At 65.6% G+C, this 25,459-nt stretch carries 27 protein-coding genes, 1 tRNA gene and 1 pseudogene; 7 read left to right on the top strand and 22 right to left on the bottom strand.

Annotation, left to right across the window (positions count from 1 at the left end; all coding sequences use genetic code 11):
- Positions 1–57 precede the first annotated feature (57 nt).
- The 6 genes from AUL38_RS09630 to AUL38_RS09655 form a co-directional block, all read right to left on the bottom strand.
- A complete protein-coding gene (locus AUL38_RS09630) occupies positions 58–1,224 on the bottom strand; it encodes a DUF3987 domain-containing protein (RefSeq protein ID WP_161937431.1) in 1,167 nt (388 codons plus the stop codon).
- A gap of 97 nt (positions 1,225–1,321) precedes the next feature.
- Positions 1,322–1,657: a hypothetical protein gene (locus AUL38_RS09635; protein ID WP_059061537.1), complete on the bottom strand. Its 336-nt coding sequence runs from the start codon at positions 1,655–1,657 to the stop codon at positions 1,322–1,324.
- On the bottom strand, positions 1,638–1,889 hold the full coding sequence (locus tag AUL38_RS09640) for a hypothetical protein (protein WP_153006548.1): 252 nt from the start codon (positions 1,887–1,889) through the stop codon (positions 1,638–1,640). The genes AUL38_RS09635 and AUL38_RS09640 overlap by 20 nt, the downstream gene beginning before the upstream one ends.
- 20 nt (positions 1,890–1,909) lie before the next feature.
- Positions 1,910–2,251, bottom strand: coding sequence for a hypothetical protein (locus AUL38_RS09645; protein WP_153006549.1), 342 nt, complete (start codon positions 2,249–2,251; stop codon positions 1,910–1,912).
- Positions 2,251–2,460, bottom strand: coding sequence for a hypothetical protein (locus AUL38_RS09650; protein ID WP_059061543.1), 210 nt, complete (start codon positions 2,458–2,460; stop codon positions 2,251–2,253). The genes AUL38_RS09645 and AUL38_RS09650 overlap by 1 nt, the downstream gene beginning before the upstream one ends.
- A gap of 82 nt (positions 2,461–2,542) precedes the next feature.
- Positions 2,543–2,758, bottom strand: a complete 216-nt coding sequence (locus AUL38_RS09655; protein WP_059061545.1) for a helix-turn-helix domain-containing protein — start codon at positions 2,756–2,758, stop codon at positions 2,543–2,545.
- Positions 2,759–2,867: 109 nt separating this feature from the next.
- Here AUL38_RS09655 and AUL38_RS09660 point away from each other — a divergent pair, with 109 nt between their 5' ends.
- Both AUL38_RS09660 and xerC read left to right on the top strand, forming a co-directional pair.
- Positions 2,868–3,548 (top strand): hypothetical protein, encoded by a 681-nt coding sequence (locus AUL38_RS09660; protein WP_059061548.1) that lies wholly within the window; start codon positions 2,868–2,870, stop codon positions 3,546–3,548.
- Positions 3,541–4,758, top strand: coding sequence for a tyrosine recombinase XerC (xerC, locus tag AUL38_RS09665; protein ID WP_059061550.1), 1,218 nt, complete (start codon positions 3,541–3,543; stop codon positions 4,756–4,758). The genes AUL38_RS09660 and xerC overlap by 8 nt, the downstream gene beginning before the upstream one ends.
- An 83-nt stretch (positions 4,759–4,841) precedes the next feature.
- On the opposite strand, the gene AUL38_RS09670 is transcribed toward xerC, so the two are convergent.
- The 3 genes from AUL38_RS09670 to serS form a co-directional block, all read right to left on the bottom strand.
- A tRNA-Ser gene (locus AUL38_RS09670) sits at positions 4,842–4,932 on the bottom strand.
- A 42-nt stretch (positions 4,933–4,974) separates the two neighbouring features.
- The gene (locus tag AUL38_RS09675; RefSeq protein ID WP_059061551.1) at positions 4,975–5,826 is read right to left on the bottom strand and encodes an HAD family hydrolase; all 852 of its coding nucleotides are present in this window, start codon (positions 5,824–5,826) and stop codon (positions 4,975–4,977) included.
- A 3-nt stretch (positions 5,827–5,829) separates the two neighbouring features.
- Entirely contained in the window at positions 5,830–7,101 is a 1,272-nt protein-coding gene (gene serS / locus AUL38_RS09680) for a serine--tRNA ligase (protein ID WP_059061553.1), read from the bottom strand.
- A gap of 43 nt (positions 7,102–7,144) precedes the next feature.
- Here serS and AUL38_RS09685 point away from each other — a divergent pair, with 43 nt between their 5' ends.
- On the top strand, positions 7,145–8,158 hold the full coding sequence (locus AUL38_RS09685) for a diacylglycerol kinase family protein (RefSeq protein ID WP_059061555.1): 1,014 nt from the start codon (positions 7,145–7,147) through the stop codon (positions 8,156–8,158).
- Positions 8,159–8,160: 2 nt separating this feature from the next.
- On the opposite strand, the gene AUL38_RS09690 is transcribed toward AUL38_RS09685, so the two are convergent.
- Entirely contained in the window at positions 8,161–9,252 is a 1,092-nt protein-coding gene (locus AUL38_RS09690; RefSeq protein ID WP_059061556.1) for a hypothetical protein, read from the bottom strand.
- Positions 9,249–9,623 carry a PadR family transcriptional regulator gene (locus AUL38_RS09695; RefSeq protein WP_059061558.1) on the bottom strand — a complete coding sequence of 125 codons (375 nt, stop codon included), beginning with the start codon at positions 9,621–9,623 and terminating at the stop codon, positions 9,249–9,251. The genes AUL38_RS09690 and AUL38_RS09695 overlap by 4 nt, the downstream gene beginning before the upstream one ends.
- Before the next feature lie 75 nt (positions 9,624–9,698).
- On the opposite strand from AUL38_RS09695, the gene AUL38_RS09700 reads away from it, so the two are divergent.
- Entirely contained in the window at positions 9,699–10,112 is a 414-nt protein-coding gene (locus AUL38_RS09700) for a hypothetical protein (protein ID WP_059061560.1), read from the top strand.
- Positions 10,113–10,359: 247 nt separating this feature from the next.
- On the opposite strand, the gene pheA is transcribed toward AUL38_RS09700, so the two are convergent.
- On the bottom strand, positions 10,360–11,313 hold the full coding sequence (gene pheA, locus AUL38_RS09705) for a prephenate dehydratase (RefSeq protein WP_059061562.1): 954 nt from the start codon (positions 11,311–11,313) through the stop codon (positions 10,360–10,362).
- A 98-nt stretch (positions 11,314–11,411) separates the two neighbouring features.
- Entirely contained in the window at positions 11,412–13,055 is a 1,644-nt protein-coding gene (locus tag AUL38_RS09710) for an alpha-D-glucose phosphate-specific phosphoglucomutase (protein WP_059061564.1), read from the bottom strand.
- Positions 13,056–13,129: 74 nt separating this feature from the next.
- On the opposite strand from AUL38_RS09710, the pseudogene AUL38_RS09715 reads away from it, so the two are divergent.
- Positions 13,130–13,905, top strand: a pseudogene (locus AUL38_RS09715) (HAD-IIA family hydrolase).
- Between the two features lie 23 nt (positions 13,906–13,928).
- Here AUL38_RS09715 and AUL38_RS09720 read toward each other — a convergent pair.
- The 5 genes from AUL38_RS09720 to AUL38_RS09740 are packed head-to-tail and all read right to left on the bottom strand — an operon-like array spanning position 13,929 to position 19,402.
- Positions 13,929–15,440, bottom strand: a complete 1,512-nt coding sequence (locus AUL38_RS09720) for a carboxyl transferase domain-containing protein (RefSeq protein ID WP_059061567.1) — start codon at positions 15,438–15,440, stop codon at positions 13,929–13,931.
- Positions 15,437–16,660, bottom strand: coding sequence for a CaiB/BaiF CoA-transferase family protein (locus AUL38_RS09725; RefSeq protein WP_235590679.1), 1,224 nt, complete (start codon positions 16,658–16,660; stop codon positions 15,437–15,439). The genes AUL38_RS09720 and AUL38_RS09725 overlap by 4 nt, the downstream gene beginning before the upstream one ends.
- Positions 16,657–17,883, bottom strand: coding sequence for an amidohydrolase (locus tag AUL38_RS09730; protein ID WP_059061569.1), 1,227 nt, complete (start codon positions 17,881–17,883; stop codon positions 16,657–16,659). The genes AUL38_RS09725 and AUL38_RS09730 overlap by 4 nt, the downstream gene beginning before the upstream one ends.
- Positions 17,884–17,904: 21 nt before the next feature.
- The gene (locus tag AUL38_RS09735; RefSeq protein WP_059061572.1) at positions 17,905–18,636 is read right to left on the bottom strand and encodes a hypothetical protein; all 732 of its coding nucleotides are present in this window, start codon (positions 18,634–18,636) and stop codon (positions 17,905–17,907) included.
- 16 nt (positions 18,637–18,652) lie between these two features.
- Positions 18,653–19,402 carry a DUF5058 family protein gene (locus tag AUL38_RS09740; protein ID WP_059061574.1) on the bottom strand — a complete coding sequence of 250 codons (750 nt, stop codon included), beginning with the start codon at positions 19,400–19,402 and terminating at the stop codon, positions 18,653–18,655.
- Between the two features lie 209 nt (positions 19,403–19,611).
- Between AUL38_RS09740 and AUL38_RS09745 the strand changes: the two genes are divergently transcribed.
- A complete protein-coding gene (locus AUL38_RS09745; protein ID WP_059061577.1) occupies positions 19,612–21,030 on the top strand; it encodes an amidase in 1,419 nt (472 codons plus the stop codon).
- A gap of 49 nt (positions 21,031–21,079) precedes the next feature.
- On the top strand, positions 21,080–22,027 hold the full coding sequence (locus AUL38_RS09750; RefSeq protein WP_059061579.1) for an Lrp/AsnC family transcriptional regulator: 948 nt from the start codon (positions 21,080–21,082) through the stop codon (positions 22,025–22,027).
- Positions 22,028–22,050: 23 nt separating this feature from the next.
- Here the strand turns inward: AUL38_RS09750 and pyrE are convergent, their stop codons facing one another.
- The 4 genes from pyrE to AUL38_RS09770 all read right to left on the bottom strand — a co-directional run bounded on the left by pyrE (position 22,051) and on the right by AUL38_RS09770 (position 25,413).
- The gene (gene pyrE / locus AUL38_RS09755) at positions 22,051–22,605 is read right to left on the bottom strand and encodes an orotate phosphoribosyltransferase (protein ID WP_059061581.1); all 555 of its coding nucleotides are present in this window, start codon (positions 22,603–22,605) and stop codon (positions 22,051–22,053) included.
- A gap of 89 nt (positions 22,606–22,694) precedes the next feature.
- The gene (locus tag AUL38_RS09760; RefSeq protein WP_304438378.1) at positions 22,695–23,504 is read right to left on the bottom strand and encodes an amino acid ABC transporter ATP-binding protein; all 810 of its coding nucleotides are present in this window, start codon (positions 23,502–23,504) and stop codon (positions 22,695–22,697) included.
- Between the two features lie 2 nt (positions 23,505–23,506).
- Positions 23,507–24,493, bottom strand: a complete 987-nt coding sequence (locus AUL38_RS09765; protein WP_059061583.1) for an amino acid ABC transporter permease — start codon at positions 24,491–24,493, stop codon at positions 23,507–23,509.
- Complete coding sequence (locus tag AUL38_RS09770) at positions 24,493–25,413, bottom strand: transporter substrate-binding domain-containing protein (RefSeq protein WP_059061585.1); 921 nt, start codon at positions 25,411–25,413, stop codon at positions 24,493–24,495. The genes AUL38_RS09765 and AUL38_RS09770 overlap by 1 nt, the downstream gene beginning before the upstream one ends.
- Between the last annotated feature and the right edge of the window lie 46 nt (positions 25,414–25,459).

Here is a 25,459-nt window from a genome sequence, read left to right on the forward strand (position 1 = left end):
TGAGGGTGTGAGCGCTGGCGTTTTGACCAACGCTCACATCCGCATGATTTCAACGATCTAAGCGTTGGCCGTTTGCCCAGCGCTAGAGCCAATTAGAGAGATTCGCTCGGTCCTTTGACCTCGGTAGACTTCCTCGCGAATGATGACCTGCCCGTCGTCCTCGAGGTCATAGAGGGCGGCGTCGAGGTACTCACGAAGCCGACGAGAGAGCCCGGCTTGGATGCGACCCTTGGCGACTGAGTCCGTGCCGATGGTCTTGATTATGCGCTCCTTGACCTTTGCTATTGCCACGTCAGCAGCCCTCACGTCGGTCTCAACCTCGGCTTCACCTCGCAGCACGGCTGAGGCGCGGCTGCGGGCTTGCGTAGCGTCACGGAGCGCGTCCACACATGACTGCCTCACCCGGTCGGACTCTTCCATCACGAGACCAGACAGTCGCCAGTCCTCCTCATTGACGCCGGTCTTGCCGTCGAGCAGCGCGAGCAGTGCCGCAATCTTCAAGCGAGCAAGTAGCGCGTGACCGTCGAGCGCGTCGCCTTCACCTCGGAGCCTTGCGACTGCTGCCGTGGTGATCGTGGTTGCTGCGGTGGCGCACACCTTGAGCACTCGCTTACCGTCCTCTCGGGCGGGCACCTGGGGTGGTGTCCACTCGTGGGGCTCGAGCGGTGCCGGGGGTTGTGCTGGCGCGTCTGGGTCGGATGCCGTGAACCACACGAACCGCTGCGGAAACCCACCTGCCGATTCATCGAGCAGGGTTCCGGAGCGCTCAGGCTGCACACCCATAACCACGGCCATTCGGTAACTGTGTGCAGGCACGATGATTGACCGTTCAGCAGTTCGGTTGCGAAACCCGAGCGGTGCCCCATCCCACGCTTTGCGGAGCTCACTCGTTGTGGTGGAGCCGCTGCGGCCTGCAATGGCTCCGAGCGTGTCCACCTCGGCTATGTCGATCAACGCGCTGTCGGTGTGGATCTCGGTGATCGGGGTGCCGTCGTCAGCTTTCCCTGGTTTAGCGAATGCTGCCGCGATGCCTTCACCGGAACCGATGGTGGTTTCTGTAAACCTGAGCAGACAGTTTGTCACCCGAAACCATGATCCAGCGGCCCCTTGAGATGCCCCTTTGCCGCCACCTGATCTTGCGACGATTGTAAAGAACGGGTTAATGCTCGCGACGCTTCCCACGAACTCGGGCGTAACCACCTCCGGTGGGACTGCTGTTGCCACTCGGGCGAGCACACCGGCAAGCATGGCCGTTGGCGCCACTCTGCGGGCTTGTGCTTGTTGTCTGATTTGGGCGAGCACTGGGCGTGATTCCCAGAACTCACGCGGCAACCCTGATGCTGTTGCTGTCATTGGTATCTTCCACATCTGCCGCGAAGAAGGCGGCCTCTTGAAGTTTGAAATGATGATCGAGGCGGCGCTGGTAGACCTCTGCACGGTCTTTCGGTGCGTATGCCTGGAGGTAGGCGAGGTCGAGCTTGTGCTCGTACTCGCGGGCCTGCTGCTGTGCCACACTGGCCGCTGCCGCCCACCCCGCGTGATAGAACGCTTCGACCGAGAGGGGGAGTTCTCCGAGAAGGAGCTCCCCCCTCATCAGTCGATCAAGCCACACTTCGAGGTGACGGTCAGCGATCTCGCTAATGCTCTGGCGAGTCATTGCTGCCCCAGTCCACTCCTCGCACGACGTTGTCGAACGAGTAAGGCACGGTCTTGCCGTAACGGATCTCGTGGGCGATCTCGTGGAGTCTGGAAGCGACAGCATCTATCACGTCCGGCTCGTGGATCGAGAGCACGAGCTTGTCGCCGTCGTCGGAGAGAAACCCAGCCGCGCAGGTGCGTTCGTCGTGTTCGCCGGGGAACACAGGTACGACGTAATCGTTCGCGGTCATGCGCGAGTCATGGTTGCAGTTCACAGTCCACCCCCGATTCCGTGCTGGTCGGGCTCGCCTGGCTCGGTGTGGCGTACGAGCGGGTTCATGGTGACCATGAATCCGACGGCTGCGGCCTCGATCTTGTCGAGCTCGGCGCGCATGTTCTGGATGAACGCGGGCATCTGAGCGAGGGGGATACTCCAGTCGATGGACTCGCAAATGTCTATTGACGGTGAGCCCTCGTCGAGCACGAGGTCATGGCGCAGGACCGCGACACCGGTTTTGCGGCGGTCGTGCTTCATGTGGAAGTTGGGGCACCCGCGAGGGTTGGTGTGGTCTTCTTCGCACCACGAGCGTTCGGGGCAAGTGTTCGCGCTCATTATGCTGCCACCTCGCTCTGCTGTTCAAGGATGTGCACCGCGACGGCCTGCAGGGCTGCTGCGAAGGCGCAGGCCTGTTCCGGGCTGAACTCGAGTGCTCCGAGCTCGGTGTGTACCCAGACACTGTTGTCTGTGGCGAACACGGTCTTGTTGCCGACGTGAATATCGGTATCGAACTTCTCAGCCTGAACGGCTACTGTTGTAAGCATCGATGCTCCTTCTTCTTGCAAGTGGAATTGGTTTCGGTTTCTGATTGCCCCGCCTGGCCGCGGGGCTTTCTTCATTTCTGGGCTAGTCATCTTCGACCTCGAAAAGCTTGATGAACTTCTCGCGTGGGATTAGCACGCGCCGACCTAGCTTGATCGCGGGAATCGTCCCGTCTTTAATTCCCGCCGTGATGGTTCGCGGGTCCACCCCCGCAATCGCGCCGGCCTCCGCTCGAGTAATCGCGGCGAGGGTTGATTCGCGGGCTTCGGCCAGCGTCCCGATGGGTTTAGGGCTAGTCATTTTTTCCTTTCGTGAGGCACTTCGACCTGCCTCACCATGAGCGTACACGGTCGGTGAGGTTCATGCAACTACCTCACCAAACATCGAGGTGCCTTGCTATGCTTGGGGCATGACGGGTCAAATACTCACACCGGAAGAACTTGAGCGAGCCAAACCAAAGCTCCCCGACCCCTGGGTCGAGGAAGGGCTCTTGGACGCCGGACGACGCGACGCCATCGAATCAGTCGCGGGCATGGACCTCTGGATTGAAGATCTGACTGAGGGCGAGAAGCGTGGAGAGCTGAGGACACCTCGCGCAGCTTACGTACTAGGCCGCCGGTGGGTGCGCGTGCGCAACACGGAAACAGGCACTGTCGCCTTTCTCCGGCTGCAACAACGCGTCACGCCAGAGCAGCCTTCCGTACGGGTGAGTTCGGTGGTGCTCCCCTTCAACCCGGACAAGGATCTAACTGGTGCCGACCTTCGAAGCGTCCCCATCCAGGCAATAACCGCTGCATATTCGGCGCACGAAGACGAGGGAAACGCGAACCTCATGCGCTCACTATTGCTCATGGGGGAACTGGACGAGGACCCCATGTCACCCCTCCCTCCGGCGGAATCTAGCGACGTGTTTAGTGCCCGCGTTTCGCGGCAGTACATCGAGATCGAAAGGCAGCACCCTGAGCTGTCGCCTGTGGAAGAAATGATGAGAATAAACAGCGCGGCTCGGAGTAGCGTGCAACGATGGGTGACTCGGGCGCGCAAACGCGGGTTGCTGCCTCCGGCAGTTCAAGGCAAGCGAAATGACTGAGAAGCGCTCCCGCCGCCGCGGCAAGGGCTCGCTGCAGAGCTACCAGACCAAAGCCGGTGTGCGTTGGCGGTTCCAAATCTGGGTGCCCGTCGATCACGAGAAGCCCGAACTCGGAGACAAGAAGCACAGCCGTGCCGGATTCATGACGAGCAACGATGCCGACGATGCCATGCAGGACGCGCTCAAGAAGCGACGCGCTCAAGAGGCCTTCCACAAGTCGGTGCCGACTGTCAGCGAGTACGCGACCCAATGGCTCGAATCACTGCGCCTCGAAGCCTCGACAGTCGATAGCTACCGGCGATTGATCCGCAACCACATCGCGCCCTACTTCGAGACGCTGCCGATCGACAAGCTCACGCCAACACGCATTGCGCGCCACTATCGGGATCTTGAGAAGCACGGACGCAAGGATGCGCGTGGCCTCGGGCAAGGGTTGTCTGCGAACACGGTCAACAAGGTTCACATCGCGCTCGGCGCACTGCTCGAGGCGGCACTAGATGACGGCCTGATCTCTTCAAACCCTGCCAAGAAGAAGCGCACCGTGAATGCGCCCACAGGCCGCGATATTCGTGCCGCGAAGCCTGATATTCAGACCTGGACTGCAGCCCAGTTGCATGCCTTCCTCCGGTGGGATCGCGATGTTCACGAAGACGAGCTCTTCACGTTGTGGCGTGTGATCGCGTTCACTGGGTTGCGCCGTTCAGAAGCGCTCGCGCTGCGCTGGGAAGACGTGCACCAAAAGACCGCCAAGCTCAGCTTGCGGCGTGCCGTCAATATCGCGGACAGGCAGCACACCAAGAAGACCAAGACCGGCTCAGCCCGCTCGCTCGAGCTGGACGCTGAGACACTGCAGGCGCTCAAGTCACTCAAGGCGCTGCGCGGTTCGATCTCGCTGGATCTCGCGAGGCCGGAGGCGTACATCTTCGCCGGCCTCGATGGTGGACTCCGCAACCCTGACAAGGTGAGCAAGCGTTGGGGGACACTCATGAAATACGCAACCGGCGCAATTCCAGGACTTCCGCGCATTACCCTCAAGGAACTCCGCCACACACACGCCACAGTGCTGCTGGAACTAGGGGAGCATCCGAAGATTGTTCAGGAACGGCTCGGGCATTCGACCATCGCCACGACCATGAATATCTATTCGCACGTCACCCCGACGATGCAGCGCAGCGCAATCGACAGGCTCGCAAAACACGTCGACGGATAGCCCCTGCCCCATATTTCGCCCCATAGACGCGAAAAAGCCCCCGACCTCGGTAGTAAACTACCTGATCGGGGGCTAGTTCTTACTGGCGGAGGGTAGGAGATTTGAACTCCTGAGACGGGATCACCGCCTGCTTGTTTTCAAGACAAGTTCCTTCGGCCGCTCGGACAACCCTCCGCGAACGAGCCTAGCAAATAAATGAGGCTGTTCTTGCCAAATTTAGGCGCCGAGCAGCTCCGGGAAGCGCTTACGGAGCGCGAGCAGCAGCCCGCCGTCCTCTGCAGAGGCGGTCACATCGGTGGCTGCGGCCTTCACTTCCGGCACCGCCTGCCCCATCGCGACGGATACGCCGACGCGCCCTGCCCACTCGAGCATTTCGATGTCGTTGCGCCCGTCACCCGCGGCAAATACGTTCGACGGGTGAATGTCGAGCTTCGCGCGCAGCACTTCGAGAGCACTCGCTTTTGTGACGCCGTCGGGCGCGATATCGAGCCACGAGGTGGTGCCGACGGCGTACGAGACATGGGTGAGGCCGAGCGACTCGATTGCGGTGAGGAACTCCTCGACACGGTAGTCGGGGGAGAACACGATCACGCGGGCTGCCTGCACGCCGAGGAGATCCTCGAACGCAACCTGACGCTGGTTTGACGGCAGCGTGCCAGCGGGAATCGCTTTGGTGTAGAGGAACGCGCCGTCTGCAAGCTCGACCGAGAAGTGCGCTGTCGTGAGCTGGGGTCGGATCTTCAGCAGCGCGTCGGCTGGGTTGAAGGCCTCGACGTACTCGCGGCGGTAGCCGTGGGTGCCGAACGGGTCACGCTTGAGCGTGACCGCGCCGTTCGCGGTGACGACCCACTCGGGGCGGATCCCGAGTCGCTCCACGATGGGCAGCGTCGCGTCGACCGAGCGGCCGGTCGACACGATGACCTCGTGACCCGATTCGTGCAGCGTGCGGATCGCCTCCGCGAGTTCGGGATCAATGATCCCTCCCGCGGCATGGTCACCCGCGCCTTCAAATCCGTGACGAAGTACGGTTCCGTCGAGATCGAGGGCGATGATGTGGCGATCCTGCATTGTTTATGTTCCTTCTACCGGGCTGAGTACTTCGAGTCCGCCGAGGTATGGCCGAAGCGCCTCGGGTACGGTGACGCTGCCGTCTGCGTTCTGATGGGTTTCGAGAATGGCGACGATCCACCGGGTGGTGGCGAGCGTGCCGTTGAGCGTCGCAACGGGCGCGGTCTTGCCGCTCTCGGTGCGGAAGCGGGTCTGGAGCCTGCGCGACTGGAAGGTCGTGCAGTTCGAGGTGGAGGTGAGCTCGCGGTACGTGCCCTGCGTCGGCACCCACGCCTCGATATCGAACTTGCGGGCCGCGCTGGATCCGAGATCACCGGCGGCGACGTCGATGACGCGGTAGCTCAGACCGAGGGCCTGCAGCATTTCTTCCTGCCAGCCGACGAGGCGGTCGTGTTCGGCCTCGGCGTTCACCGGGTCGGTGTACACGAACATTTCGAGCTTGTTGAACTGGTGCACGCGGAGGATGCCGCGGGTGTCCTTGCCGTGCGAGCCGGCCTCGCTGCGGTAGCAGGTCGACCAGCCGGCGTAGCGGATCGGGCCCTTCTCGACGTTCAGGATCTCGTCTGAGTGGTAGCCCGCGAGGGCGACCTCGCTCGTGCCGGTGAGGTACAGATCCTGATCCTGCAGGTGGTAGACCTCGTCGGCGTGCTCGCCGAGGAAGCCGGTGCCTGCCATGATCTCGGGCTTCACGAGCGTCGGCGTGATGAGCGGGGTGAAGTCGTTGCGCATCGCGAGGTCGAGCGCCATGTTCATGAGCGCGATCTCGAGGCGTGCGCCGACGCCGCGGAGGAAGTAGAAGCGTGCGCCAGAGACCTTCGCGCCGCGCTCCATGTCGATCGCGCCGAGCATCTCGCCGAGCTCAAGGTGGTCGCGGGGCTCGAAGTCGAATGTGGGCACATCGCCGACGGTGCGGAGCGTGACGAAGTTCTCTTCGCCGCCTTCGGGAACGCCCTCAATGACGATGTTCTCGATGCGGGAGGCGATCCTGTCGAACTCCGCCCCGGCGTCCTTCGCGCGGGCGTCAGCGGCCTTCACCGCGGCAGCAAATTCCTGCGCCTCGGCGATCAGTGCGGGCTTCTCTTCTTTCGAGGCCGCCTTCACGCGGTCACCCATCGACTTCTGCGAGGCACGCAACTGTTCGAACTCACCGAGCGCTGAGCGGCGGGCGGCGTCGGCGGCAAGCGCCTCGTCCACCACCGACTCATCGTTCCCTCGGGCGCGCTGTGAGCGCTTGACGACATCGGGATCGTTGCGGAGGAGTACTGGATCGATCACATCGCTAAGCCTACCGCGCCCAGCTGGCGACTACGATTGACCCATGACTATGGTCCCTACGCGCGCGCTGCCTCACGCCGCAGTTGTGTACCACCCGTTGAAAACAGACCTCGCCGGGTTGCGCACGGCCGTGCGCGCGGCCGAGCTCAAGGCCGGCTGGGCCGCCACGCGTTGGTACGAGACCGCAGCGGAGGATCGTGGGACCGGCGCTGCCCGCCAGGCAATCGCCGACGGGGCAGGCGTGGTATTTGGTTCGGGCGGCGACGGCACGATCCGCGCGATCGCCGAGTCTATTCGCGGCAGCGGCATCCCGCTCGGAATTGTCCCGCAGGGCACAGGCAACCTGCTGGCACGCAACATTGGCATGCCGCTTGGCGATCTCGGCAAGGCCGTCGAGGCGGGCTTTTTCGGGCGGAACCAGCCCATCGATCTCGGGCTCATGACGATCGTGCGCCCCGCGGATGAGGCCGGTCATGTCGCCGAAGACGAGCACGCGTTCCTCGTGCTCGCCGGGATGGGGCTCGATGCGCGGGTGATCCGTTCGACACGGTCGACGCTGAAGAAGCGGCTCGGCTGGCTCGCCTACGTCGATGCGGGGGTCCGCACGATGATGAAGGACAAGCCACTCGAGCTCCACTACTCCATGGACGGTTCCGAGCTGAAGCCGCTCACCGTCTACACGGTGATGATTGGCAACTGCGGGCTGCTCCCCGGCGGCGTGCTGCTCATCCCCGACGCGAAGATCGATGACGGGTTACTCGACGTCGTCTCGCTCCGGCCGCTCGGCCCGTTCTCGTGGCTGCGCATCTGGAACAAGATTGGGTGGGAGAACGGCGTGCTTCGGAAGACGAAGACCGGCAGACGCATCATCGACCTCGTAAACGACACGAAGAACGTCACCTATCTCCGCGCTCGAAAGTACGCGCTTACCGTTGCGAGCCCGGAGCCGATCCAGCTCGATGGCGACGATTTCGGTCTTGCGGTCGAGGTCCGCGGGCGGGTGGACCCTGGTGCCCTGATCGTCCGCGTGCTTCCGGGATGGCATCTCCCTGAATAGCGTCACGGCGCATCCGTCGCCTTCGTGTCGGCTGCCTCTGCGTCTCCCGTGGCTTCTGTTTTCTTCTCGGTAGCATCTCCCGACTCGCCTTCGGCGGTGGGGGAGGCGCCGTCTGCCGTTGCTCCTGGCGTGCAGTCGCGGGACAGCGGTGGAAAGTATCCCGAGGGTGGCGTCGCCGGCTCCATCTTGCCGGGCTCGCCGGTGGTCCCGTCGACCTCGGCCGCGGAGAGCGGGAAGACGTTCCATGCCTCGGCGTCCTTCGCGAGAGGGTTGAAATCGTGCTGAATGCCGAACCCGCTGTTCTCTTCCCAGGACTCGGGTGGCTCGGATGCATCCTCGCCGAGGGTCGTGAGCGGATTGCCGCGCTGGTCGTAGAGGCGTACCGACTCGAGCGGGTTGCCCTCACAGTCGTAGGCGAAGATGTTCGTCACCTGCTCGCCGTTCTGGACAATGCCGTCCGCAGAGAAGTCCTCGTGGACGTACTCGACGCTCGGCGAAGTGGCATTTGCCCAGCTGCTGAAGAGAAACGGGAGCAGGAGCACCACGGCCGCGACGTTCCCGATCGTCCGTAGCACCTCGATCCAGGGGCGTGGCAGCCACCTGCCCCGGCCCCACTGCACGCTGAGCACGATGAGCGCGAGCGTAAACACTAGGGACCAGAACGAGATCGGCCAGCCGTTCACCAGCGGGTGGTTGAACACGACGAAGGCAGCCCAGGCGACGATGACTGCCCGGAGCACCCACCACAGCGGGCGCACGGAAACCGCGAAGTCACGGAAGCCGCGGCGGCCAGGGGTGGCGGCAAGCCAGCCCGCGGCGCGCTGCTCGACACTCGCGATCCGCTCCCGGAAGGTGACGCGCGGTGCATCGCCCGGGGCGCGCTCTGGCAGCCCGGCCGCCTGCCGCAGCTCTTCGGCGTAGTGCGCAGCATCGCCGAGCTCACCGCCGTCATCGAGCCGTTCGGTGAGATCCGCGCCGAGGCCGTCGAGGAGGTCATCGAGTTCGTCAGCCGGGAGGTCGCTAAGGTGAGAGCGCACCTCAGCAGCGAAGCCCTCAGCGCGCTGCGCGTTGGTGAGTGAATCGGTGGCGTTCATGCTGCGGGTCCTTCGCTGCTCGTAGGGCTTTCGGGTACTGGCTGTGGCTGCGACTGCGGGGAGATCAGCGCGGTGAGCGTCTCGGAGAAGCGCTGCCAGCCGATCCGCTGCTCGCCGAGCAGCTCTTGCCCGTTCGGTGTAATGCTGTAGTACTTGCGGTGCGGGCCGCCCTCCGAGGGGACGACGTAGGTCGAGAGTGCACCAGCCGCGTACAGCCTGCGCAGTGTGCCGTAGACGGATGCGTCACCGACTTCCTCAAGCCCGGCGTCGCGCAGGCGGCGCACGACGTCGTAGCCGTAGCCGTCTTCGTGGTCCACCACCGCGAGTACGGCGGCATCAAGCACGCCCTTCAGTAGTTGCGTCCCGTCCACGCGGACCCTCCTTCACCATTCCCTGTTACGCACTAGTGTGTATTACGTAATAGTGCGGTGTCAAGAACACCGCGTGTGCGTCGTAGAACGAAGCATCGTCCAACGACGGATGGGGCCGCGCACGGAGTCGAGTCAGCCGCTGCGCTTGCCGTTACGACGCTTGACGATTCGGCGCTTGCAGCGTTCACTGGAGGCATGGTCTTCATCGGATGGGCGCTCGCGGTGCTGGGCGTCTTTGGGTGTTTGTTCTCGGGGGCTCTCAGCCTCCGGGCAGCCCCAGAGTCCCCCGTCAAGATATGGGACGTCGATCCGGTGGCGCCGCACGCGGGGTGGATGCAGGTGATCGGGGTCCTGCTCGTGATTGTGGGCGGTGCGCTGCTCGACCAGCCGCAGAAATGGGTACTTGCCCCATTCCTCGTTTTCAACTTCTTGATCTGGGTCGGCATGCGTGCGGCCCACAACCGCCGGGTCGCGGGTCTCGATTTTTAAGCACCCGCCCCGCTGCGCCCGCGCCACGGCGCTCAGGTCATGGCAACTCAACGAAACAAGGAGTTCTCAGCCGTAAATCACTCCTGACTTCGCTGAAACAATGGCGACTGAGCGACTGAGCGACTGAGCGACTGAGCGCGTGCGCGGGGAGCAACAGCGCAGAGCGCGGTCAAGAGGCATGGGCAGGCGGAGGTGCGGCCGGGGGCCTCAGCACCGCAGTACCTCAGCCCCGCAGCACCTCAACACCTCAGCTCTCTTCGACGCCCTCGATGACCTCGCGCAGCCAGTCGCGGGCGTCGCGGAAACGGTCGTTGTCGTGCACCGGGCGGAACTCTGCCGAGATCTTGTCGGCCCGCGGGTAGGACCCGAGGAATACGACGTTCGGGCTCGACCGCTTCACCCCGAGCAGGGCGTCGGCGACGCGCTCGTCCTTAATGTGCCCCTCGGCGTCAATGACGAAGCGGTACCGCCCCATCTGATCACCGATGGGCCTGGAGGCAAGCAGCGTGAGGTTCACACCGCGGGTCGCGAACTGTTCGAGGAGGTCGAGCAGTGCGCCCGAACGGTCCTCGGAGAGCTCAGCGATCAGGGATGTCTTGTCGGCTCCGGTCGGTTCGCCAATCGGCACGACCCGGCTCACGAGCACGAAGCGAGTGACAGCGTCAGGATTGTCGGCAAGGCTATGGGCGAGCACCTCAACGTCGTAGTGGTCTTCGATGCCGGGGGGCGCGATCGCGGCGTCGATGTGTTTGGCGTCGTCGAAGAGATCGGCGGCGGCCTGTACGTTCGAGGTTGCCGGCAGGTGCAGGTGCGCGGGGCGTGCCCCGTCGAGCCACGTGCGGCACTGCGCATACGCGACGGGATGGCCAGCGACGACCGAGATGTCCTCGAGCGTGACGCCGGGGCGCGCGACGAGCACGAAGTCGACGGGCACGAGATACTCGCCGATGATGCGGAGCCCCGGGATGGTCGCAAGCAGATCTTGTGCGACGGTAACGCCGCCGTCGATCGAATTCTCGATCGCGATCATCGCGGCGTCGCTCGCGCCGGTCACGACATCATTCAGCGCCTCGCCGAGGTTCGTGACGGGATTCCAGTCCTGGCCCCGCGCCTCCTCGACCTGCTTGAGCGCAGCTTCGGTAAACGTCCCCGCGGGTCCCAGGTAGGAGTACCGGCGGAGACGTTCTGGGCGCTGTGACATGTGCCCAAGCGTATCGCGGTGGACCAGCGTGCCCTAGCCGGACGTCTGTACCCGCGCACGAAGCCCGCGAAGCGAACGCCCGCTGCCCGGAACGCTCGCTACCCGAGAGCGCGAGCGACGAGCGCCTGCGCCGCCGACTGCACCTCGACGAGGTGCTCGGGGCCCGCGAACGACTCTGCGTACACCTTCATCACGTCTTCGGTGCCAGACGGCCGCGCCGCGAACCAGGCGCGCGCGGTCTCCACCTTGAGTCCGCCGATCGCCGCACCGTTCGACGCTTCGGTGAGGATCGCAACGATCGGGTCACCGGCGAGCTCGGTCTCGGCGACGTCCGCCGCGGAGAGCGCCGCGAGCCGCGCCTTCTGTTCGGCGGTCGCCGGGGCGTCGATGCGCGCGTAGGCTGGCTCGCCGAAGCGCTCGACGAGGGCGGCGTAGCGCTCAGACGGCGACTGGCCGGTGACGGCCTGGATCTCGGCGGCGAGCAGGCAGAGCAGGATCCCGTCCTTGTCGGTGCTCCACGCGGTGCCATCGAAGCGCTGGAAGGACGCGCCTGCGCTTTCCTCTCCACCGAACACGACGGTGCCGTCGGAGAGACCGGGCACGAACCACTTGAAGCCCACGGGCACCTCGTCGAGCCGGCGGCCGTGCGCGGCGACGACGCGGTCGATCATTGCCGACGATACGAGGGTCTTGCCGATGCCGGCGCTCACGGGCCAGTCGGGGCGGTGCTCGAGCAGGTAGTCGATTGCGACCGCGAGGAAGTGGTTCGGGTTCATGAGCCCACCGTCGCGCGTGAGGATGCCGTGCCTGTCGGCGTCGGCGTCGTTGCTCGTGACGATCGGGTACTCGTCGCGGTACGAGGCGACGGTCGACATGACCTGCGCTGAGGAAGGGTCCATACGAATTTTCCCGTCCCAATCGAGGTGCAAGAAGCCGAACTGCGGGTCGACGCCAGCGCCGAGCACCGCGAGATCGAGCTCGTAGCGGTCGCGGATCGCCGGCCAGTAGGCGACGCTCGCGCCGCCGAGCGGGTGCGCTGCGAAGCGCAGACCGGAGTCGCGGATCGCTGCCACATTGATGACGTTCGCGAGCCCCTCGACGTAGGCGCCGAGGAAGTCGTAGGCGCCCGGGGTTGCCGGGGCGGGCGACTCGTGGTGCGCGAGCTCGCGCCAGGCGCCGCTCTCGAGCAGCTCGTTCGCACGGGCAGCGATCCGCCCGGTGACATCGCTGTCGGCGGGGCCACCGTGCGGCGGGTTGTACTTGATGCCGCCGTCAGCGGGCGGGTTATGGCTCGGGGTGACGATGATGCCGTCGGCGCGCTCCGGGTCGTCGTGTGCGCGACCACGGTTATGGGTGAGGATCGCGTGGCTCAGCGCGGGCGTCGGCACGAAGGCCTCGTCACCGCTGCCCGCGTTTGCGAGCACGTGCACGCCAGCGGCCGCGAGTACCTCGATCGCCGTGTGCTCGGCCGGGCCGGAGAGGGCGTGCGTGTCAGCGCCAATGAACAGCGGGCCGCGGATCCCGGCTGCGGCACGGTGCTCGGCGATTGCGGCGGCGATGGCCGCGATGTGCGCTTCGTTGAACGAAGCGGTGAGGGCTGAGCCGCGGTGTCCGGAGGTGCCGAAGACGACGCGCTGGACGGCGACGTTGGGGTCTGGCACGAGCTCCGAGTAGGCGCGGGTGAGGGCCGCCACATCGATGAGATCTTCGGGGCGGGGAAGCAAACCAGCGCGAACGTCCATACCCCTCAGTCTGCCAGGGCCGGGACGCTACGTCTCGTTTACCTACTACGAGTAGTCTGTGAGGCATGAGCGAGATGCAGCAGGGCCGTCCGTCAATTGAGTGCTGGCTGACCGATATGGACGGAGTGCTCGTGCACGAAAACCGTGCCATTCCCGGGGCTGCCGAGCTGATCGCGCAGTGGGAGGCGAAGGACCAGCCGTACCTCGTGCTCACGAACAACTCGATTTTCACCGCCCGCGACCTGTCTGCGAGGCTCGCGGCGAGCGGCATCAGGTGCCGGAGGATCGGATCTGGACGAGCGCGCTCGCGACGGCCGCCTTCCTCAAGCAGCAGAAGCCAGGCGGATCGGCGTTCGTGCTCGGCGAGGCGGGGATCCTCACGGCGCTGCACGACGCCGGCTACGTCATGACCGAGACGAACCCTGACTACGTGGTTGTCGGTGAGACCCGCAACTATTCGTTCGACGCGATCACGAAGGCGATCCGGCTCATCAATAACGGTGCCCGCTTCATCTCGACGAACCCGGACGCGACGGGCCCGAGCCCCGACGGGGTGCTGCCCGCGACCGGTGCGATCAACGCACTCATCACGAAGGTCACCGGCAAGGAGCCGTACATTGTTGGCAAGCCGAACCCGATGATGTTCCGCTCGGCGATGAACAAGATCGGCGCGCACTCGCACAACACCGGCATGATCGGCGACCGGATGGACACCGACATTGTCGCGGGCATGGAGGCTGGCCTGCACACGGTGCTCGTGATGACCGGCATCGCCGACCAGGCAGAGATCGAGAAGTTCCCGTTCCGGCCGGTCGAGGTGCTCGGCTCGGTGGCTGAGCTGCTCGACTAGCCGAAACGGGTCTCCCGCTCGGGCTACGCCCCGATCTTGCGGTAGCGCTCGAACCGGCGCGACCGGCGGTGCGGTGCGCGCTGCAACTGCAGCGTAGCGAGCTCCTGCGAGATCGCATCGCCCATCCGTGCGCAGAACTCGCGCGCCTCGTCGGTTGCGTCTGGCAGCTCCGCGACGACGCGATCCACGATCCCGTTCGCGAGCAGCTTGCCCGAGGCGACGCCCTGCTGCTCGGCGAGTTCGGCGGCGTGCGCGATGTCGCGGTAGACGATCGCTGAAGCGCCCTCGGGCGGCAGCGGCGACAGCCAGGCGTGCTCGGCTGCGATCGTGCGATCGGCCGGCAGGATCGCGAGCGCCCCACCACCGGTGCCTTCGCCGAGGATCACGGAGAGCGTTGCGCCGCGGTGCGTGGTGAGGTCGGCGAGGCAGTGCGCGATCTCGCGGGCGAGCCCACCCTCCTCAGCGTCCTGGGAGAGCGCGGCGCCCGGCGTATCGATGACGGTAACGAGCGGGAGCCGCAGTTCCTCGGCAAGGTGCATCGCCCGGCGTGCGGCTCGCAGTGCGCCCGGCCCGAGGGGCGCGTGCGAGCGCTGCGCGCGCCGATCCTGCCCGACGACGACAGCCGGCACCCCGCCGAAGCGGGCGAGGCAGAGGGACAACCCGGGGTCGCGCTCGCCCTGGCCGGTACCCGACAGCGGCACCACGTCGGTCGCGGCGAAACGGAGTAGTTCACGAAGCCCCGGCCGACGGGGGTTGCGCGACCGGGTCACCGAATCCCAGGTGTCGGCCGACCCACGATGCAGGTCGTCGGCGGTGCCAGGGTTCGCGGCACGGGCGACGAGGTCCGCGTGGGTTGGCGGTTCGAGCAGCCGGAGTGTGCGCGAGATGACGTCCCTGAGGCCCTCCGGCGGCAGCACGCCGTCGATGATGCCGTGATGCGCGAGGTTCTCGGCCGACTGGACGCCCTCCGGAAACGGCTCGTCGTAGAGCGCCTCGTAGACGCGCGGCCCGAGGAAGCCGACCAGTGCGCCCGGCTCGGCGACGGTGACCTGTCCGAGCGAGCCGAAGGAGGCGAGGGCCCCGCCCGTTGACGGGTGCCTGAGGTAGGTGAAGTACGGCAGGCCCTCGGCCTGGTGCACCGCGACCGCGGCCGCGATCTTCACCATGGCGACGAACGCGAGCGTGCCCTCCTGCATGCGGGTGCCGCCCGATGCGGTGGATGCGAGCACGGGGAGCCCCTCCGAAGTGGCACGCTCCATGGCCCGCACGAAGCGTTCTGCTGCGGCGAGCCCGACGGAACCCGCGAGGAACCGGAACTCGCAGGCAATGAGCGCGACGCGGCGGCCATCGATGAGGGCCTCGCCCGACACGATTGACTCGTCGACGCCCGATTTCTCGGCGGCCGCCGCGAGCTCGGCGAGGTACTCGGGGTTCGCGAGCGGCTGCTCGGGCGGCGTATCCCACGACTGGAAGCTCTGTGGGTCGGCAACGAGCTCGATGAGTTCGGCGGCGCTGTAGCGGCGGGTCGCGGTCATCGGACTACCTCCGTCTGCAGCCACTCGCGGATCGCGGCACCGTGCTCATCGAGCATCGGGGGCGCGTCGTGGCTGGTGCGTGCGCGCTCCTGCTCGCCGTCTGCGTCAACGTCGAAGAACCTGAGCACGGGCCCGGGCAGTGAAATCTCCCCAAGCGCCGAGTGCTCGACGTCGACGATGAGCCCCTGCGAGCGCACCTGATCCCACTCGTAGACTTCAGTGAGGTTGCGAACCTTGCCCGCGGGGATGCCCGCGGCGCTGAGTCGCGCAAGCAGCTCGGCCGCGTCGACGCTCGCGAACGCCTGTTCGACGAATGCGATCGTTGCCTGCCGGTTCGCGACCCTGTCTGGGTTCGATTCGAGCCCGGGGGTGCGCGGATCGAGACCAAACTCAGAGCAGAAGGCCTGCCAGAGCCTGTCGTTCGCGACAGAGATCTGCACCTGGCTGTCGCGGCAGCGGAACAGGCCGTACGGCGCGATCGACGGATGATGGTTACCCTGCGCCTCCGGGGTTTGGTCCGCGACCGTGACCCGGGTGCCCTGGAACGCGTGCACGCCGATGAGTGAGGAGAGCAGTGACGCGCGGACGACGCGCCCCCTGCCGGTGGTCGCGCGCTCGTGGAGTGCTGCGAGTACGCCGACGACGCCGTGGATCCCGCCGAGGAGATCCGCAATCGGGGTGCCGACGCGCTGCGGATCGTCGGGGCCAGGCCCGGTGATCGACATCAGTCCAGCCTCACCCTGCACGATCTGGTCGTAGCCGGCTCGGCCGCCCTCCGGGCCGTCGTGGCCGAAGCCGGTGATCGACAGCTGGATGAGGCGCGGGTTGAGTTCGGCGAGCGCGGTGGTGCTGAAGCCGAGCCTGTCCATCACGCCCGTGCGGAAGTTCTCGACGAGAATGTCGGCCCGCGCGATGAGATCGGTGAGCACCGCACGCCCGTCGTCGCTCTTGAGATCGAGTGCGATCGACTCCTTGTTCCGGTTGCAGGAGAGGAAGTAGGTCGAGTAGTTTTCGCCGTCGTTGCCGGTGACGAAGGGCGGCCCCCACGAGCGCGTATCGTCGCCGGTTCCGGGGGATTCCACCTTGGTAACTCGGGCGCCGAGGTCGCCGAGCATCTGCCCAGCGTGTGGGCCCGCGAGCGCTCGGGACAGATCGACGACGAGCAGCCCGGTGAGCGGGGCGCCCTCAGGCAGCGAAGGGGGTGTTGTCGGGGGGATCACGGCGTGCTCCTCCCTCCTTTCGAGAGGTAGTGGCCGAGCGTGCTCACCGCGGCGCGTACGCCGGTGGTGAGGGTGGGCTCGAGGTCCGGCAGGAAGAACGGCGAGTGGTTGACTGGCGGCGCGGGATGGTCGGCGGGGTAGGCCCCGAAGAACCAATAGACGCCCGGCACGCCGATGCTGTCGGCAAGGTGGCCGAAATCCTCCGAACCCATCGCGGTCGGCATGGTCTCAACCTGGGCGTCGCCGAGCTCAGCGACGAGGGCTGCACGGACGAGCGTCGTGTGCTCCGGGTCGTTGTAGAGCCGCGGGAAGCGAGTGAGCTCATCGATCTCTGGCGCGGGCGCCGCAGAGGCCGCTGCCTCAGCGTTGACGATGCGAGTGATCGCGGCGAGCACCTGCTCGCGCACCTCGGGCGTGAGCGTTCGGATGTTCAGCGTGATCTCAGCGCTTGCAGGGATGATGTTCTCTTTCAGGCCCGCATGGAAGGTGCCGCACGTCACCACCGCCGGAGTCTGCGGGGGCAGCTCGCGCGACACGATCGTCTGGAGTCGCGTAACGATGTGCGCGCCGAGCACGATCGGGTCGATCGAGTCCTGCGGCTGTGAGCCGTGCGACTGCTTGCCGTGCAGGGTGATCCTGAGCGAATCAGCGAGCGCCATCGTCGGGCCGGAGGCGAGCCCAATGCTGCCGGCAGGCGCTGCCGGGAAGACGTGTTGTCCGAGTACGACCTGCGGTTTCGGCGCGCGATCCCAGAGGCCATCGTCGACCATCGCGACCGCACCCTCGGCAGTTTCCTCACCGGGCTGGAAGATCCACACGATCGTGCCGGCCCAGTCGCCCCGCTGCTCGGTGAACAGCTCTGCGGCGGCGAGAGCGGCCGCGACGTGGGTGTCGTGGCCACAGCCGTGCATGACGGGCACGTCGGTGCCGTCCTTCAGGGTGCCCGTCGCCGTCGAAGCGTAATCTGCCCCGGTGTCTTCCTGGATCGGGAGCCCGTCTGTGTCCGCGCGGAACCCGACAACCGGGCCGTCGCCGTTGCGGAGCACCCCGACGACGCCGGTGCCGCCGCAGCGGAAGTGCTCGATGCCGAGCTCGGTGAGCCTGGCCTCGATGAACTCGGCAGTGCGATGCTCTTGCATCGACAGCTCGGGGGTGCGATGGAGGCGCTTGTACGTCTCGTGCAGCCGGTCGAGTGCCGAGTCGGTGAGAGTGGCGGAAAGCATGGGGGACTCCTTTGGTGCTCGTTAGTTGACCAGCACGGCGTCGCGCTGGCTACGGTCGCGGACGAACCACGAGATGACGATTGAGCTGATAACCGCGAGGGCGGTCGCAAAGATGGCGAGCTGCGGCACGAGCGGCACGACGACGAACTGCAGCAGCAGAGCGACGGCGATCGCCACGACTGTCGCGCGGAACTGCTTCATCGACACGATGCACTGCACGAGCACGGCGCCCATGAGCGAGGGCAGGATGTAGAGGCGGGCAACCTCGACGAACTCGGCCGGGATGAGTGACACGAGCCATGTGCCGAGGAGACCAACGAAGACGAGCAGGCTCACGAGGTGAACGGTTGCCGCCCCGCCGATCGCCATGACCGCGGAGATGTCGCCGCGCTTGGTTCCCGGCTTTGCGTTGATGCTTGACTGCGCGACGATCGCGGCGGGCAGGAGCTTGTTCGAAATGTTGCCGATCATGAACGCCTGGTACATCGCGGCGGATCCGAGTACGGGGAAATAGGTGAGGGGCTCGACGATCCAGAACACCGCGAATGTGGCTGCGACGGCGGCGAAGGCGACCCAGACCATCGTTGGGGTGATGTAGAGCTCGGTGAAGAACACCAGGTAGAGCGGGCCGGCGAGCGAGAGCACAAGACCGGCGAGCATTGTGAGTGAACCGTAACGCGTGGTCTGCCGTTCGAAGAGCTGCATGGCAGCGTCGGCGGTGCTCACTGAGGGGGTGGTAGTCGTTGCAGACATGAGAACTCCTGTGAGGTTACGAGGCGGTGTGGATGAGGAAGGCGCAGATGAGGGCGACGATGATGGCGATGCCCAGCGCCCACTCCTTCAACCAGCGCGCCTTGAGGAGGTGGGAAGCGAAGAGGCACAGGCCCATGGTTGCTGCCGAGATCAACACGACGATCAGGTGGGTGGGTGTCTTCGCGGTCTCGGCGACCGCGAGCATCGAGAACGCGCCGATGAGGGCGGCGGTCGGGATGAGGGCCATCACTGCCGGGTTGCGCTTCGCGAGCGTGGCGCTGCCGCGCTTGAGCAGCGGGGTCATGATCAGCGTGGAGAGCATCCACATGCCGCCGGAGAGGCTCATCGCAAGGAATGCGACCGCGAAGACCTGCTGCGTGTACGAGGCAGCACCGAGTTCGGCGCCCATCGACGTGGCTGCGATGCCGGCCGATGCGGTCTCGGTCGCGGCGGAACCGATGAGGCCGATCCGCACGAGCACCGCGGGGGTGCCAAACAGCGCGAGCAGCGAGATCGCGACGATGACCACAGCAAGCGAGGGGCCAATCGAGGCAACCGCGCCAGCGCGGAACGACTCCTTGACCTCGCGCATGGGCATCTCGATGCCCGGTGCGGCCTGTTTGGCGGCGCGGACATAGAGGATGGTCTGGATGAAGATCACGGCGAAGACGCCGAGCGCGCACAGCCAGAGAATGGGGGAATTCGCGAGGGCCCAGATATCAGTCGAGGCTGGGTTAGCTGCGCGGATGAGTGAGGTGTATTGCATGCCGTGCTCCTTTGCATCTCATGCGTTGAGAGATCTACTCTCGCACTCACCCTGAGGGACAGACGGCCCCCGGACAAGGGGCTGCGCGATGCCGCCACGGATCTGGCGAGATCCCCCATTTTCCTGCGGAAGCCTTGAATGCGCTTCTCGTGGGCAGTGAAGCGGGGGAAGCTCTCTTATAAGCACTTCAACGGCGAAAGGTCAGGCTTATGGACGAGATCCAGCAGTTCAGCGCAGTGGAGGTCACACACCTCATCCGGCGACGCGACCTCTCAGCTCGGGAGGCACTCGAGAGCCACATCGCGGCGATCGACGCACACAACGGCCCTATCAACGCCGTGATCACGACCGACTTTGAACGGGCGACAGAGCTCGCGGCCGCGGCAGACGAGCGAACGGCACAGGGCGCCCCCACGGGGATCCTGCACGGGCTGCCCATGACCCACAAGGACACGTTCAACACCGCGGGGCTCCGATCCACACAGGGATCGAAGGCGCTCGAGCACAACGTGCCGCAGCAGGATGACCTGCAGATTGCCCGGCTCGCCGCGGCCGGCGCGATCCGCACCGGGAAGACGAACGTCCCCGAGTTCGGCGCCGGATCGCATACGTTCAATGACCTGTTCGGTACGACGACGAACCCCTACGACCCGACGCGCTCCGCGGGCGGATCCTCCGGCGGAGTCGCCGCGGTCGTGGCCGCACGCATTCAGGCCTTCGGCGACGGCTCGGACATGGGCGGCTCCCTACGGATCCCTGCCTCCTTCTGCAACGTGTTCGGCCTGCGTCCCTCCTACGGAGTGATCCCCATGCAGAGCGCAGCGAACGCCTACTCGTGGCTCGGGCGCTCCGGACCGATGGCACGAACGGTCGAAGACATCGCGCTGTTCATGCGCGCGAGCACCGGAGCGACGAGTCTGCCGAACCCGAGCCCGCTCACCCCTGAGGATTTCGGAACCCCGCTGCCAGACCTCGCGGGCGTGCGCATCGGGTACAGCTTCGACTTCGGCATCGACATGCCGATCGAGCCCGAGGTGATCGAGGTGCTGCGCGCGCAGCTGCAGGTGTTCGAGGACGCCGGCGCGATCCTTGAAGAGGCGACGATCGACTTCAGTGACGCCGACGAGGTGTTCCAGGTGACGCGGGCATACGACTTCGCGACCGGAATCGGCCCGCTGCTCGCCGACTTCGGCGACGTCATCAAGCCCGAGGTGATCTGGAACGTGCAGAAGGGACTCGACCTCGACGGCGCGAAGATGATCTCCGCCCAGGCCGCGCGCACGCGACTTGAAGCCGGCGTGCAGCAGTTCTTCTCGAAGTACGACGCGTTCCTGAGCCCCGCCGCCCAGGTACTCCCGTTCGACGCGAGCTGGCGTTGGCCGAAGGATATCGCGGGCACGCCCGCAGAAACCTACCTCGACTGGATGCGGTCGGCGTGCGTGCTCTCGGCGACGAGCCTCCCCGTGCTCGCGATGCCGGGCGGCTTTACGCCAGCGGGGTTGCCTGTCGGCTGGCAGCTTGCCGCGAACCACTACCGCGATCCCGACCTGCTGCGCTGGGCTGCAGCTTACGAGCAGGCAACCGGGTTCGCGAAGCAGCCCCCGCAGCTCATCGCCGCCAGCCGGTAGAATACGAGCGGCGCCTCTCGCTCGGCCGCCAGTCAGAGAGGACGCCCTGATGCCCGCAGACAGCTTGAACGACCTGCAGCGGCGCATCGCTGCCGCGTTGCAGGTCGACGGGAGAGCTCCGTGGCGGAAGATCGCCGACACCCTCGGCGAACCTGAGCGCACTGTCGCCCGCTACGGCACCGGTCTGATCGAGAACGGCCGGGTCGTGGTGGCCGCGGTGAGCCACTCTGAGCATTCGATGGTGCTCGCCTGCAAGAGCGCCTCGGGAACGGCCCGGCTGAACGGCGAGGCGCTCGCGCAGCGCCCCGACGTGACCTTCTGCTACCTCACTACGGGCTCGGCAGATGTTGTCGCTGAGATCGGCTATCGCGAGAACCTGAAGGAGCTGCTCACCCTGCAGCTCCCGGCAACGGCGGGCCTGCAGAGCCTCACCGCGTTCCCGATCTTGAAGTACTTCAAGACGATCCGCGGGTGGCGCACCGGCGCACTCACCGAAGCCGAGGAGCAGGCGATGCTCTCGCGCACCGGCCCCGACCGTACCGAGTGGACCATCCCGGAGACGCGCGGGCCCAAAGACGACGACATCATCGGCGCGCTGCAGGAGGACGGTCGGGTCAGCGTTGAGGCGCTCGCGCGGCGCACCAAGATGAGCGAAACGTCAGTCGCTCGCCGCGTCGAATGGTTGCTCGGCTCCGGCCAATTTTCAATCAGGGCGCTCGTCGACCCGGCGCTCGTGGGCTTTGACGTCGAGGCCCTGCTCTGGGTGCGCGCGCCCTCACACAGCGTCGAGGCGCTCGGGCGTGAGCTGCGACAGTGGCCCGAGGTGCGCTACGCGGCGGCGATCGCCGGCGACGCGCAACTCATCGTCAACGTGACGGTCACCACGCACCTCGAGCTGTACCGGTTGCTGTCACGCGCCCTCTGGGAGGAGCACGGCACGCACGTGAGCACCGACCTCATCTTCGAGTCACGCAAGCGCGGCGGGAGATCGATGTAGCGCAGCGGCTAGCGTCGCAGTCGCTACTGCGGGGCGAGCCCGAGATCCTCGAGGCCGATCGCGAAACGGTACTCGTAGCCCGCCTCCTCGATGCGCGCCTTCGCGGGGGCCTGTCGATCCACCACGACGGCGACCGCGACGACCTCAGCGCCCACCTTCTTCAGCGCCTCGATCGCGGCGAGTGGCGAGCCGCCGGTCGTCGAGGTGTCCTCGACGACGACGACGCGCTTGCCGTCGAGATCCGGGCCCTCGACCTGTCGGCCGCGGCCGTGATCCTTCGGCTCCTTGCGCACGACGAACGAGTCATAGACCTGACCGCGGGCGACGCCCTGGTGCATGATCGCCGACGCGATCGGGTCCGCGCCCATCGTCAGCCCGCCGACGGCGACGACGCCGTCAATATCCTCGATGAGGTCAAGCATGACCTGTCCGATGAGCGGGGCCGCACGGTGGTCGAGCGACAGCTTGCGCAGATCGATGTAGTACGTGGCCTTCTTACCGCTCGTGAGCGTGAAGTCGCCGTGGAAGACGGCCTCCGATTTGATGAGTTCGATGAGCTGTTCGCGCGCGGTGGTCATGCTTTGATTCTAGTGAGAAGGCCGGTGCCACGCAGCGGGCGGGGTGGCGCCGAAGCCCCACCCCGCCCGCGGTTGCGCGCCGAAGCGAACTATTGCACGCTCTCCAAGAAGTTCCGCGTGCGCTGTCGCTGCGGGTTGTCGAGTACCTCGCTCGGCGGGCCCACCTCAACGACAACGCCGCCGTCCATGAACGCGACCTGATCTGCGACGCCCCGGGCGAACCCGATCTCGTGGGTGACGACGATCATCGTCATGCCGTCGTTCGCGAGCTCCCGCATCACGTCGAGCACGTCGCCAACGAGCTCGGGGTCGAGCGCGCTCGTCGGCTCGTCAAACAACATGAGCTTCGGGTCCATCGCGAGTGCGCGCGCGATCGCGACGCGCTGCTGCTGCCCGCCGGAGAGCTGCGCCGGGTAGTGATTCGCGAACTCGGTGAGCCCGACACGGTCGAGCAGTTCGAGGGCCCGTGCCTTCGCAGCCCCGCGAGCCCGTCCGGCGACACCGATGGGCGCCTCACAGATATTCTCGACAGCGGTCAGGTGCGGGAACAGGTTGAACTTCTGAAACACCATCCCGATGTTGGCACGCTGTTTCGCGATCTGGCGCGGCGTCATCTCGTGCGTTTTGTTCCCGGCCTGCCGGTAACCGATGAGATCACCATCGACGAGAATGCGCCCGCCGTCAATGGTCTCGAGGTGGTTCACGCAACGCAGCAGCGTCGATTTTCCCGAGCCAGACGGTCCGAGGAGCACGGTCACCGTACCCGCGGGAACCGCGAGGGAGATGTCGCGGAGCACCTGGTGGTTGCCGAAGCTCTTGCGGACGCGACGGATCTGCACGAGCGCGTCGGAGGCGATGGGCTCCGCTGCAGGAGCGGTCGGGCTTGCATCGGTCATCATTGTCATTCTCCGATCACCTCTGTCATCTGTGTGGGTGGCGCAGGGGCGGGGCCTGGCTTCCGCTTGTGCATCGCAGCGCGGAGCCGCTCAAACGGGGTCGGCGGTATATTGCGTGAGCTGCCGCGACCGAAGCGGCGCTCAAGGTAGTACTGCGGGATCGAGAGCAGGCTCGTCATGAAGAGGTACCAGACGCTCACAACGATGAGCAGCTCGACCTGCTTGAGGTTCGACGAGGAGATAATCGAGGCTTGCGTGTAGAGCTCAAGCACGGCGATCACTGAGAGCAGCGAGGTGTTCTTCAGCATCGAGATGAGCTCGTTGCCCATGGGTGGAATGATGACGCGCATCGCCTGCGGCAGCAGTACCCGCCTAAACGTGTACAGGGGCGACATGCCGAGCGAGTATGCGGCCTCGCGCTGGCCCTCATCGACAGACACCATGCCAGCCCGCACGATTTCAGACGAGTAGGCGGCCTGGTTGAGGGTGAGCGCGAGCAAGCCAGCGATGAGCGGCGTGACGAGCGTGTTCGTGTCGACCGACCAGAACTCGACGCCGGTAAACGGGATCCCGACACGGATCCGGTCAAAGAGCAGTCCGAGGTAGCCCCAGAGCACGATCTGCACCAGCAGCGGGGTGCCGCGGAAGGCCCACACGTAAAACCAGGCGACGCTTGAGAGCACTGGGTTCGAGGAGAGCCGCATGGCCGCGATGACGATCGAGAGGACCGTCGAGACGACCATCGAAATCACGGTGATGAGGATCGTGAGCCAGACGCCGCTGAGGATGCGGGCGTCGAACAGAAACGCCCCAACGGTGGTGAAGTCGAGATTCGGGTTGGTCGCGATGGTCGTGACGAACCAGACGAGAAGCGCGAGCACGATGACGGCGCTGATCCATCGCCACGGCCTGCGCAGCGGAACTGCCGTCACGTCATCATCGGTGTGCTGCTCAACGGGCGGTGCGGGAGGCGCGAGGGTAGACGCGGTCATCAGGCGTCCTTACCCTGGTTCACGTCGGCAGCGTCAACCGCGTAGGCGCCGATGTGGTTGCGTTCGAGGACCTGCTCGTACGTGCCCTCGTCGATGAGTGCCTGCAGCGCAGCCTGGATCGCAGCAACGAGTTCGGTGTTGTCCTTGAGGATGCCGATGCCCGAGTAGACCGGGTTGAAACCGGCCGGGTTGTTGGGGTCGCGTACGATCTCGAATGCGTTGCCGTCGTCGGTCGTCGCGACCACGTACTCGGCGACCACCGCGTCGGCTACATACGCCTGGCTCTTGCCCGCGCGCAGCGCGGTTTGTGCATCAAGATCGCTGGGGAGCTCCATCACCGAGACGTCGCAGTTCATGGCGCGGAGCAGGTCGCCCTGGATCGTCGCCTTCTGCACGGACACTGTCTTGCCGCACAGGTCCTGCTGCTCGGCGATTCCAGCCTCATTTCCGGCCTTCACCGCGATCGCGAAGCCACCGTGCGAGTAGTCAACGAAGGAGAGCGTCTGCTGGCGTTCCTCCGTGTCGTTCATCCCGCTCATGATCATGTCGCTCTTGCCTGCTTGCAGCGCCGGGATCACTGAGTCGAATGCCTGTTTGTTGATGACGACGTCGACGCCGAGCTTCTGACCGAGCAGCCGACCGAGTTCGGGATCGAAACCGACCTCCCGGTTCTTGTCGTCGTACATCGCCATGGGCGGGAACGGGATGTCGACGGCGATCGACAGCTTGCCTTTTTCTGCGATTGCGGCGGGAAGGAGTTCGGTGAGCGCAGGGTCCGCTGTCGTGGAGACCTCATCGGCGGTGGGCACGTTGGGGCCCGTCTGGGCCGCAGCGTCATCCGCGTCAGCGGCGGGCGAGCAGCCGGCGAGCAGTAGCGTGAATGCTGCGACTGCAGCGACAATGATCGGTGTCTTCTTCATGTGGGGGTCCTTCATCATTGGAGGGTGGGGGTGTTGCCGACGCGAG

This window comes from Leucobacter sp. G161 (genome assembly GCF_001482305.1).
Taxonomy (GTDB): domain Bacteria; phylum Actinomycetota; class Actinomycetes; order Actinomycetales; family Microbacteriaceae; genus Leucobacter.